Genomic DNA, 11230 nt, shown 5'->3' on the forward strand with positions numbered 1-11230 from the left:
CCGAGCGGAAAGCCCCGGCCATGCGCATCTTCGATCCACACATCCACATGACGTCCCGTACGACGGACGACTACAAGGCGATGCACGCCGCGGGCGTCCGCGCCCTGGTCGAGCCCGCGTTCTGGCTCGGCCAGCCACGCACCTCCCCGGCCAGCTTCACCGACTACTTCGACTCCCTGCTCGGCTGGGAGCCGTACCGCGCCGCCCAGTTCGGCATCCGCCACCACTGCACCATCGGCCTCAACCCCAAGGAGGCGAACGACCCGCGCTGCACCCCCGTCCTCGACCAGCTGCCGCACTACCTCGCCAAGGACGGTGTCGTGGCGGTCGGAGAGATCGGCTACGACACCGTCACCGAGGCCGAGGAAAACGCCTTCGCCACGCAGCTCGCCCTCGCCGTGGAGTTCGGGCTGCCCGCCCTGGTCCACACCCCGCACCGCGACAAGGCCGGCGGCACCCTCCGCTCCCTGGACGTGATCCGCGAGTCCGGCATCGACCCGGCGTACGTGGTCCTGGACCACCTCAACGAGGTCACCGTCGACGAGGTGGCCGGCACCGGCTGCTGGATGGGCTTCTCCATCTACCCCGACACCAAGATGACGCCCGAGCGCATGGTCGCCGTCCTCGAGCGCCACGGTACCGAGCGCATGCTGGTCAACTCGGCCGCCGACTGGGGCCACAGCGACCCGCTGCTGACCCGGGCCACCGCCGAGGCCATGCTCGCCGCCGGGTTCGACGAGGACGACGTGGACCGTGTGCTGTGGCGCAACCCGGTCGCGTTCTACGGCCAGTCCGGCCGGCTCGACCTCGACGGCTACAACGACACCCAGGCCGCGGGCCTGTTCGCGGGCAACTCCATCGCCCGTGGCGGGAGCTGAGGAGCAGTCATGCGTGTGCGACACCCCGACGGCAGCACCGTCCATCTGGCGTACTGCACCAATGTGCACCCCGCCGAGACCCTCGACGGCATCATCGGCCAGCTCGCCGCCTACGCCGAGCCGGTGCGGGTCGCGGCCGGCGCCGAGCGGATCGGCGTCGGCCTGTGGCTGCCCGCCGAGACCGCGGGCCGGCTCGCCGCCGACCCGGCGGCCGTGGCCCGGCTGCGCCGCGAGCTGACCGCGCGCGGCCTGGAGACGGTCACTCTCAACGGCTTCCCCTACCGCGGCTTCCACGCCCGGGTCGTGAAACGGGCCGTGTACTACCCGGACTGGTCGGAACCGGCCCGCCTGGAGTACACGCTGGACCTCGCCCGGGTGCTGGCCGGGCTGCTGCCGGAGGGGGCCCGCGGGTCCATCTCCACCCTGCCGCTGGCCTGGCGCACCGTGTGGACGTCGGCCCAGCGCGCGATGGCCGCCCGCCAGCTGGACGCGCTCGCCGAGGGGCTGAAGCAGATCGCCGCCGACACCGGCCGTACGGTGCGGGTCGGTATCGAACCGGAGCCCGGCTGCGTCGTCGAGCGCACCGAGCAGGCCGTCGACGCGCTGGCCGGCACCGACTCCGAGTGGATCGGCGTGTGCCTGGACGCCTGCCACCTGGCGGTCGCCCACGAGGACCCGGCCGAGGCGCTGGCCCTGCTGCGCGAGGCGGGCATCCCGGTCGTCAAGCTCCAGGCGGCCACCGCGCTGGAGGTCGCCGACCCCGCCGACCCGGCCGTACGGGAGCTGCTCACGGACTTCGCCGAGCCCCGCTTCCTGCACCAGACCCGGGAACCGTCCGGCGGCCGGCTGCTGGGCACCGACGACCTCGGTCCCGCGCTCTCCGGCGCGCTGCCCGGCAGCCGGCCCTGGCGCATCCACTACCACGTGCCCCTGCACGAGGACCCGCTTGCGCCACTGGCGAGTACCCGGCCCGTGCTGCGCGAGACCCTGCGGGCGCTGCTGGCGGGGGAGCGGGCGGGCACCGACCACATCGAGATCGAGACGTACACCTGGTCCGTGCTCCCCGGCCACGGCGACGAGACCCTCGCGCGCGGCCTGGCCGCGGAACTCACCTGGCTGCGTGACGAGTTGACGGCCCTCGGACTGCAGCAGGAGACGTCATGAGCGGCGGTCGTACGACGGCGGCGACGGTCGTGCTGTGCATGGTCGGCCTCACCCCGCGGCTGCTGGAGCGCATGCCGCACGTGAAGGCGGTCGGCGAGCAGGGCTTCACCGCCCGTCTGGACACGGTGTTCCCGGCCGTCACCGCCACCGTGCAGGCCACCCTGACCACCGGGCTGCTGCCGCGCGAGCACGGGGCCGTGGCCAACGGCTGGTACCACCGCGACCACGGCGAGGTCATGATGTGGCGCCAGCACAACGCCCTGGTGCGGGGCGAGAAGGTGTGGCAGGCGGCCCGCCGCCGCGACCCGGACCACTCGACCGCCTACCTGTGCTGGTGGTGGGCGATGGGCGCGGACGTGGACACGATCCTCACCCCGCGCCCGGTCTACCACCACGACGGCCGCAAGTCCCCCGACTGCTACACCGTGCCCGCCGGACTGCGCGACGAACTCACCGCCGCACAGGGCGAGTTCCCGCTGTTCCAGTACTGGGGTCCGACGGCGTCGATCGCCTCGACCCGGTGGATCGCCGGCGCCGCCCGCTACGTCGTCGACCGCCGCCGCCCCGACCTGACCTTCGTCTACGTGCCGCACCTCGACTACGACCTGCAGCGCTACGGCCCCGACAGCCCGCAGGCGGTCCGCGCGGCGCGGGAGACGGACGCCGCGCTCGCGCCCCTGCTCGCGGACCTGCGCGAGCGGGGCACGACGGTGGTGGCGCTCAGCGAGTACGGCATCACACCGGTGAGCCGGCCCGTCGACGTCAACCGCGCGCTGCGCCGCGCCGGACTGCTGGAGGTGTACACCCAGCGCGGCATGGAGTACCTCGACCCGTACACCTCCCGGGCGTTCGCCGTCGCCGACCACCAGGCCGCGCACGTGTACGTCGCCGACCCCGTCGACATCCCGCGGGTGCGGGACGTCCTGAAGGCGCTGGACGGCGTCGACGAGATCTGGGACCGCACCGAGCAGGCGGCGTACGGCATCGACCATCCCCACGCCGGCGAACTGGTCCTCGTGTCGGAACCGGACGCCTGGTTCACGTACTACTACTGGCTCGACGACGACCGCGCACCCGACTTCGCGCGCGGTGTCGAGATCCACCGCAAGCCGGGCTACGACCCCGCCGAGCTGTTCTTCGACCCGTCGATCCCGGCGGTGAAGGCCAAGGCGGCGTGGACCGTGCTGCGCAAGAAGGCCGGGATGCGCGCACCGCTGACCGTGGTGCCGCTCGACCCCGGCCTGGTCAGGGGCAGCCATGGACGGCTGCCGTCGGAGGACCGGGACGGGCCGCTGCTGCTGTGCTCGGACCCGGCTCAGGAACGGGACCGCTACCACGCCACCGAGGTCAAGGAGCTGCTCCTGCGCCTCAACGGACTGGCCTGAGACCGGCCGTGACGAGAGAGAGGAGGACGGATGACCACGCGACCGGCCACGGCCGCCGCACACATCGACCACGCGGCGGACGTCGGCGAGGTGTACGTACCCGAGACGGCACGCGCGGTGGTGGCGCGGCTGCGGGAGAGCGGAGCTGCCCACGTGTGGTGGTGGCCGCTCGGCGAGGCGACCGATCCGGCGGACTTCGTGCTGCTGGACGAGCAGGAACGGGCCCGCATGCGGCGCTTCCACGCGCCACGGGACGCGGCGGCGTTCACGACGACCCGCGCGGGGGCGCGGCGCGCGGTGGCCGGGCTGCTGGGCGTACCGGCCCACACCGTGCGCTTCGGCCGGCGCATCTGTCCGGGCTGCGGCGACGCGGACCACGGCCCGCCCGCCGTGGTCCGGCCCCCGGTCCCGCTGGCGATCAGCCTCTCCCGCACCGACGGGTGCGGGGTGCTGGCGGTCCGGGCGGGCGACTGGGTGGGCGTGGACGTGGAGGCGTACCGCCCGATGGAGTCGGAGGCCCTGGCGCAGCTCGTCCTGACCCCGGACGAGACCGACCGGATCCTCTCGCTCCCCGAGGGCCCCGGCCGTACGTCCCTGTTCCACCGCGCCTGGACCCGTAAGGAGGCGGTGGTGAAGGCGGTGGGCCTCGGTCTGCTGGGCATGCCCCTGAACACCCTGGAGGTGGCGCCGGGGCAGGAGGGCCCGCTGACGGTGACCCACATCCACGAGGGCCGTACGACCACCTGGCACGTGGAGGACCTGAACCTGAACGGCCCGTGGTCGGCGTCCCTGGCCCGCCCCTCGTCGGCCACCCCGCCGGGCCCGGTCCACCTCCACCCCCCGGCCGTCTGACGGCCGTCTCCAGACCTCGGAGCCGATCCCCCCTCGGCGACCGAGAGACGCGGTTCCCGGCCCCCGGCCCTCCCCGGCGGAGGCCGGGAACCGCCCCATGTCCGGCCACACAGCCCTCCACAGCCAGGGAGCACACATGAGCCGACCCACGTACGGAACCGTGGCGACCCCCGAATCCGAAGCCCCCGCCCACGTCACCGGTGAGGCAGTCACCGGTCGGACCGCGCCCGTCGCGCCGGCGGTGCGGACCGGGCCGCCGCCGCACACCCCGCCGCCCAAGCCCGTCGCCGTGATCGCCGGGCTCGCCCTGGCCGGGGGCGTGCTCGTGGGCGGCGGGCTGGCGGGCGGGGCGCTACGGGGGTTCCTCGACCGGATGGCCGGGGTCGTGGCGCTGGTCGCGCTGTCGCTGGCGGTGATGCTGGGGCTGGCGACCGCGCTGCGCGGTGTGCTACCGCCCCGTCCACGGACCGTGTTCCAGCACCTGCACCGGGCCTTCGGCGTGCTCGGCGTCGGGTTCCTGCTGCTGCACATCGGCGTGGAGGTGGCCGGTGGCCGGGTCGCCGCCACGGCCGCGGCGCTGGGCTGGGGCAGCGGTGACGCGCTGGTCGGCCTCGGCACCCTGGCCTGTTACCTGTTCCTCCTCGCCGTGGCCACGGGTGTCTGGCGCGGCGTCTTCGCCACCCGCCGCTGGATCCGTCCGTTCCGCATCCTCCACGGCGCGTCCTACGTCGGCTGGCTGACCGCGGTGATCCACGGCCTCACCGCGGGCCGCGCCCCCGCGGCCTGGGTCGTGGCCGCGTACGCCGTCTGCCTGACGGCAACGGCAGCGGCTCTCGTCCACCGCGCCCTGCGCCGCCACTAGCGAGCCCCGGCGTAGCCCGGCCGAAAATCACCCCTCAACTCCCCTTCCCCTGCGTGGCCATAGCCCCGATATAGATCGTCCGGCCACGTTCGTCCCGACCCCCACGACGATGGATGGAGAGGACTGGTCACGCATGAGGACCGAGAGGACCAACACACAGCCGCGCAGCGGCACGGGAGCCCGAAGCCACGCCCTGCGCCTGGAGGAGGTCACCAAGGTCTACGGCCGCGGCGGCCGGGGTGTCCGGGCCCTCGACGGTGTTTCCGTGGACATCGCCCGTGGCTCCTTCACCGCCGTCATGGGGCCCTCCGGCTCCGGCAAGTCGACCTTCCTGCACTGCGCGGCCGGTCTGGACAAGCCGACCTCCGGCCGGGCCTTCATCGGCGACACCGAGCTGGGCGGCATGAACGAGACCCAGCTCACCAAGCTCCGCCGCGAACGCATCGGCTTCGTCTTCCAGGCGTTCAACCTCGTACCCGCCCTGTCCGTCCGGCAGAACGTGGAGCTCCCGCTCCGCCTGGCCGGCTCCCGGCTGGACGGCCAGTGGCTGGAGGACATCCTGCTGCGCGTCGGCCTCGGCGGCCGCGCGGCCCACCGCCCGTCCGAACTCTCCGGCGGCCAGCAGCAGCGCGTGGCGATCGCCCGCGCCCTGATCACCCGCCCCGACGTCATCTTCGGCGACGAGCCCACCGGCGCCCTCGACACCGTCACCGCCAAGGAGATCCTCTCGCTGCTGCGCAACTGCGTGGACGAGACCGGCCAGACCGTCGTCATGGTCACCCACGACCCGGTCGCCGCCTCCTACGCGGACACCGTCCTGTTCCTCGCCGACGGCCGCATCGCCGACCGCATGCACGCCCCGACCGCCGAGCGCGTCGCCGACCGTATGACGCACCTGGGAGCGTGGGCCTGATGCTGCGCTACGCCTTCCAGACCCTCAAGGCCCGCAAGGGCGGATTCATCGGCGCGTTCCTCGCGCTGATGTGCGCCGCCGCCCTGGTCACCGCGTGCGGCATCCTCCTGGAGACCGGTCTGCGCGGCACCATCGGCACCGAGCGGTACGCCGCCGCGCCGGTCATCGTCGGCGGCGACCAGAACGTCCACCAGACCACCGTCAAGCACAAGAAGGGCAAGACCAAGGTCAAGCACAAGGCCAAGCCGCTCGGCGAGCGCGTGTGGCTGTCCGCCGCCACGGTCGACAAGCTGCGGTCCGTGCCCGGCGCCCGGTCCGTGGTGCCCGAAGTCACCTTCCCCGCCTACGCGGTGAGCCCCAAGGGACAGGTCGTCCCCGGTGTCGACGGCAAGCCCTCCTACGGGCACGCCTGGACCTCCGCCGCCCTCACCCCGTTCAAGCTCGTCGCCGGCCGCGCCCCCAGCGCCGCCGGTGATGTCGTCGTGGACCGCGAACTCGCCTCCCGCACCGGACTCAAGCCCGGCGCGAAGCTCACCGTGCAGGCCACCGACGCCCCGCGCAGCTACACCGTGACCGGCATCGCGGCCCCGGCCGACGGCGACCTCAAGCAGCAGACCTCGCTGTTCTTCTCCGCCGACGAGGCACAGCGGCTGTCCGGCCGGAACGGACAGGTGTCCGCGATCGGCGTGCTGCCCAAGCAGGGCGTGTCCACCGGCGCACTCGCCGACCAGGTCCGCAAGGCGCTCTCCGGCACCACCGCCCAGGTGGCCACCGGCGGCGACCGCGGCCCGGTCGAGTTCCTGGACGCGGCCAAGGCCCGGGTGAAGCTGGTCTCCATGGGCGGCGCCATCGGCGGCACCTCGCTGCTCGTGGCGATCCTCGTGGTCGTGGGCACCTTCGCGCTGTCGATCCAGCAGCGCTACCGGGAACTCGCGCTGCTGCGCGCGATCGCCGCCACGCCCAAGCAGGTGCGGCAGCTGATCGGCCGGGAGGCGCTGATCGTCGGCCTGCTCGCGGGTCTCACCGGCTCGCTGCTGGGCCTGCCCATCGCGTACTGGCTGCACCGGAAGTTCGTCGACTTCAAGGCGATCCCGGACACGCTGCAGGTGACCTTCAGCGTCTTCCCGTTCTTCGCCGCCGTCGGCGCCGCCCTGCTGGGCGCGTGGGCCGCGGCCCGGATCTCCGCCCGCCGCACGGCCCGGATCCGCCCCGCCGAGGCGCTCGCCGAGTCCGCGGTAGAGCGGCCCGGGTTCGCCTGGGGCCGGACGCTGGCCGGGATCCTCACGCTGGCCGGCGGGATCGTGCTGCTCGTGGTGCTCAGCGTGCTGGACACCGAGCCCGCGTCCACGCCGGTGACGTTCCTGTCGGTCGTGGTCCTCGCGGTCGCGGTGTCGCTGCTCGGCCCGCTCATCGCCCGGGTCGCCGTCGCCCTGCTCGGCATCCCGCTGCGTGCCTCGCGCGTGGCCGGCCACCTGGCCACCGCCAACGTCCGCGCCAACACCAAGCGGATGGCCTCCGCGATCACTCCGCTGGCGCTGCTGATCGGCATGGCCTGCACGGTGTTCTTCGTGCAGACCACCATGGGCGACGCCGCCACCGCCCAGGCCCGCGAGGGCAACAAGGCGGACTGGGTGGTGGCCTCCGCCGGCCCCGGCGTACCGGAGCAGGCGACCGCGGCGCTGCGGCAGACCCTCGGCGTCACGGCCGTCACCGAGGTCGTACGGACCTCCGTACGCATCGGGCTCGACAAGTACCCGGCGCAGGGCCTGTCCACCCAGGGGCTGCGCGAGACCTGGGACCCGGACGTGCAGAAGGGCTCGCTGAACGGCTTCGGCGACGGCAGTGTCGCGATGAGCGAGGTCGCCGCCGACCACCTCGGCAAGAAGGTCGGCGACGACCTGAAGGTGACCCTCGGCGACGGCACCGTCGTCCACCTGAAGGTCGCCGCCGTCTACTCCCGCGGCCTCGGCTTCGGCGACCTCACGATGAGCCACGCGCTGGTCTCCCGGCACGTCGACAACCCGCTCGCCTCCTCCGTCCTGGTCCGCACCAGCGGTGACGGCAAGGCGGGACGCGAGCAGCTGCAGAAGGCCGTCGGGCACTTCCCCGGCATCGGGGTGCTCGACCGCGCCCAGGTCGAGGACCTGCAGGCCGAGGTGCAGCAGAACAACGCCGAGGTCAACTACGTCGCCATGGGCCTGATCATCGCGTTCACCGCGATCGCCGTCGTCAACACGCTCGCCATGTCGGTCTCCGACCGGCTCCGCGAGTTCGCGCTGCTGCGCCTGGTCGGCACCACCCGCCGCCAGGTGATGGGCATGCTGCGCATCGAGGCCGGCATCGTCGTCCTCGTCGCGGCCGCGCTCGGCACCGGCATCGCCTACGCCGTGCTCACCGCGTTCAGCATCGGCATGACCGGCTCGGCGGCGCCCTCCGTGGCACCGGGGACCTATCTCGCCGTCCTCGGCTTCGGCGGGCTGCTGGCCCTGCTGGCCACCGTGGTGCCGGGCCGGCTGGCGCTGACCGGACGCCCCGCGGACGTCATCGGCTCCCGGCAGTGACCGGTGACCACACCTGAAGGGCCGGCCCCTCGTGGGGGCCGGCCCTTCAACCGGTCTGCGGGGTCCCTCAGTTGAGGACGGCCCCGCCGCCCAGCCGGTCCACCCGGCTGCGCCGGTTGTCCAGGTGGGCGTACACCCGCTCCAGCCAGCGGTCCTCGCCGTCGTAGTTCGGGGTGAAGGAGGTACGGCCGTGCACCGCGACCCGGTTGTCCACCACGGCCAGGTCACCGACGCGCAGCCGGTGCGCTGCCATGGTCTCCACGAACGCCTCCCGCAGCTCGGCCATCGCTGCCTTCGCCCGCTCGTCCAGCGGGTGCGTGGCGGCGAAGTCCACCAGGACGTTGGGGTCGTCCAGGTCGCCCTGCAGCACCGGGTGCGCCGAGCGGACCCCGCCCAGCGAACCGAAGGACGGCGGCGGCTCGGTCAGGAACCGCGGCTCGGCCAGCACCCGGCGGGTCGCCTCGGACAGCAGCGGCAGCGCACGGCGGATCGACGAGGTGCACAGCTTGGCGTCGCCGGTCGGGTCCTCGCGCATGCACAACAGGCCTACGTAATCGGGACGGTTGTCGTGGAAGGCGTTCTCGACATGCAGTTCCAGCAGCACGGAACCGGCGTTGCTCTGGGATTCCTCCTTTCCGGGAACCGGCACCACGTTCTGCACCAGGGCGCCGCTCTTCTCGTTCCGGAAGGCGATGACCTCACCGAGTTGCAGCATGACCGAGACGATGACGGCAGCGGCCGTGGTGGGAACACGCTCGACGGAATTGGGCACGCCCGGTGTCGGCGGCAGCGGATCGCCGGCCGTCACCGGCAGGTTGCGCAGCAGCAGCACCCCGTCCGCGCCCGGGTCGTGCCGGAACGCGCGGAGGGTGCCGAGAAGTTGCCGGGGCAGCAGCGAGGTCGCCTCGCGGGCCGCGCCCAGCCAGTCGGGGGAGTCGATGAGCGGGTGCTCCGGACCGGTCAGCCGGCCGGCCAGCGTGATCAGGCCGGTCTTCTCCGCCGCGGTGAGTTCGCGTGCGGTCACCGTGCTCTCTACGGCCGGAGCCAGAATCTCTGTCTGTGTCACAGCGTTTTCCTCTGGTCGACGGCATTGCTCGGAAAAGCTTCCGGGCAGCGCCTATCGCGGCCCTATGGAAAAGGGCCGTAAACGCTGTATAGGGCGGAAATAGCGGGCGGGCGGAACCTGGCCCCGGAGAAGTCCGCCAAAAAGTCCGGACGTTGTGTGTCCGACGTCTCTGAAGAAACGCGGGAGTGGTGCTGATGCGTCAAGGAGGCGAAGAAAGGGTCTATCCCGAGGTGGACCGGCTCATCGCCCGGGGCGAGGCTCATGTGTGGTGGTGGCGCTCGCCCGGCCGGGTCGACCCGGCCGATCTGCGGCTGCTGGCCACGGCGGAGTTCCGGCGTGCGCTCGGCATGCTGTCCGAGCGGGACGCGGCCGAGTTCGTGCACACCCGGGCCGGTGCCCGGCGCGCGCTCGGTCAACTCCTCGGCACCACCGCCGCCGATGTCGACCTGGGCCGCCGGCGCTGCCCCGGGTGCGGCTCGGACGGCCATGGACCGCCGCAGGTGCTGCACCCCGGTGTGCCGCTCGCGATCAGCCTGAGCCGGACCGCCGGCTGGGGCGTCTTCGCGGTCGGCGCGGGTACCGCCATCGGGGTCGACGCCGAGGCGCTGCGGCCGGTGCGGGAGGCACTGCTCTCCGACACCGTGCTCACCGAGGCCGAGCGCGGCCATCTGCGCGACGTCCCGGAGGGCACGGCCCGGCAGCGGGCGTTCCACCGGGTGTGGACCCGCAAGGAAGCCGTCGTCAAGGCGGTCGGCGTGGGCCTGGCCGGCACCGAACTGGGCCGTCTGGAAACCCTGCCCGACCGGACCGGACCGGTCCGCGTCACCCACGACGCCGACGGCCACGCCACCGCCTGGACCGTCGAGGACCTGCAACTCTCCGACCGCCTCGCGGTCGCCCTGGCCCGCCCCGCGGGACCGGCGGCCCGGGGACCGGTGCACCTGCACCCGCCCGTCTGAGCGCGCCCACGGCGGCGTCCTCGCGTCAACTCACCGACCAGGAAGGGAAGCAGCCCACCATGACCGTACAGACCGTCGCCGCCCCCGCCGCGGCACCTCTGCTCACGTCCGGTGACCTGATCGCCTACTTCGACACCCTCGCCGAGGCCGTCGACCGCATCGACCCCGGCCCCTCCGCCCCGGGCGGCTGGGAGGCCCGCGAACGGCTGCGGCTGGGCACCTGGGTCCGCCAGGCCTACGAACACCCGCTGTCGTCCCAGGTGTTCGCGCACCCCGACGCCGGTGTCGCCCGTGGCGTGCGCGACGCGATGGCGGCCGCGCTCGGCCTGCGCCTGGAGGTCTGCGGCAACGGCGTCCGCCCCGCCCGCCCCACCGTGGACGTACGCGCGACCGCCGCCGTCGCCGCGGTCTGGGCCGTCACCGCCCAGGCCATCGCCCAGTCCCCCCGCCCACCGCGCGAACGCGTCGTGTCCGACGCCTGGGCGGTGGCCCAGGAAATCATCGCCCCGGCCCGCCAGGGCTACGTCCGCGCCCGCGGCTCCTGGTGACCCCACCGGCACGGCCTCCGTACGTCCTGGCACGGACGTCCG

General features: G+C 73.3%; 10 protein-coding genes. 9 read left to right on the top strand and 1 reads right to left on the bottom strand.

What is annotated here, in order from left to right; translation table 11 throughout:
* The first annotated feature begins 20 nt into the window (after nt 1-20).
* From ACIF83_RS13465 to ACIF83_RS13495, 7 genes are all read left to right on the top strand, one after another.
* Nucleotides 21-878, top strand: a complete 858-nt coding sequence (locus tag ACIF83_RS13465) for a TatD family hydrolase (protein ID WP_399726462.1) — start codon at nt 21-23, stop codon at nt 876-878.
* Between the two features lie 9 nt (nt 879-887).
* The gene (gene eboE, locus ACIF83_RS13470) at nt 888-2042 is read left to right on the top strand and encodes a metabolite traffic protein EboE (protein ID WP_399726465.1); all 1155 of its coding nucleotides are present in this window, start codon (nt 888-890) and stop codon (nt 2040-2042) included.
* Entirely contained in the window at nt 2039-3427 is a 1389-nt protein-coding gene (locus ACIF83_RS13475; protein ID WP_399726468.1) for an alkaline phosphatase family protein, read from the top strand. Before eboE ends, ACIF83_RS13475 begins: the two co-directional genes overlap by 4 nt.
* A gap of 30 nt (nt 3428-3457) precedes the next feature.
* Entirely contained in the window at nt 3458-4279 is an 822-nt protein-coding gene (locus tag ACIF83_RS13480) for a 4'-phosphopantetheinyl transferase family protein (RefSeq protein WP_393468587.1), read from the top strand.
* Between the two features lie 136 nt (nt 4280-4415).
* A complete protein-coding gene (locus tag ACIF83_RS13485) occupies nt 4416-5141 on the top strand; it encodes a hypothetical protein (protein ID WP_399726471.1) in 726 nt (241 codons plus the stop codon).
* Between the two features lie 133 nt (nt 5142-5274).
* On the top strand, nt 5275-6054 hold the full coding sequence (locus ACIF83_RS13490) for an ABC transporter ATP-binding protein (protein WP_145884418.1): 780 nt from the start codon (nt 5275-5277) through the stop codon (nt 6052-6054).
* Nucleotides 6054-8615: an FtsX-like permease family protein gene (locus ACIF83_RS13495; protein ID WP_399726474.1), complete on the top strand. Its 2562-nt coding sequence runs from the start codon at nt 6054-6056 to the stop codon at nt 8613-8615. The genes ACIF83_RS13490 and ACIF83_RS13495 overlap by 1 nt, the downstream gene beginning before the upstream one ends.
* A 67-nt stretch (nt 8616-8682) precedes the next feature.
* On the opposite strand, the gene ACIF83_RS13500 is transcribed toward ACIF83_RS13495, so the two are convergent.
* Nucleotides 8683-9639: a TauD/TfdA family dioxygenase gene (locus ACIF83_RS13500; protein WP_393469788.1), complete on the bottom strand. Its 957-nt coding sequence runs from the start codon at nt 9637-9639 to the stop codon at nt 8683-8685.
* A gap of 236 nt (nt 9640-9875) precedes the next feature.
* Between ACIF83_RS13500 and ACIF83_RS13505 the strand changes: the two genes are divergently transcribed.
* Nucleotides 9876-10640, top strand: a complete 765-nt coding sequence (locus tag ACIF83_RS13505) for a 4'-phosphopantetheinyl transferase family protein (RefSeq protein ID WP_393468598.1) — start codon at nt 9876-9878, stop codon at nt 10638-10640.
* A 59-nt stretch (nt 10641-10699) separates the two neighbouring features.
* The gene (locus tag ACIF83_RS13510; RefSeq protein ID WP_393468601.1) at nt 10700-11188 is read left to right on the top strand and encodes a hypothetical protein; all 489 of its coding nucleotides are present in this window, start codon (nt 10700-10702) and stop codon (nt 11186-11188) included.
* Nucleotides 11189-11230 lie beyond the last annotated feature (42 nt).

Origin of the sequence: Streptomyces sp. NPDC085866, from assembly GCF_044541035.1 — a bacterium.
GTDB lineage: Bacteria > Actinomycetota > Actinomycetes > Streptomycetales > Streptomycetaceae > Streptomyces.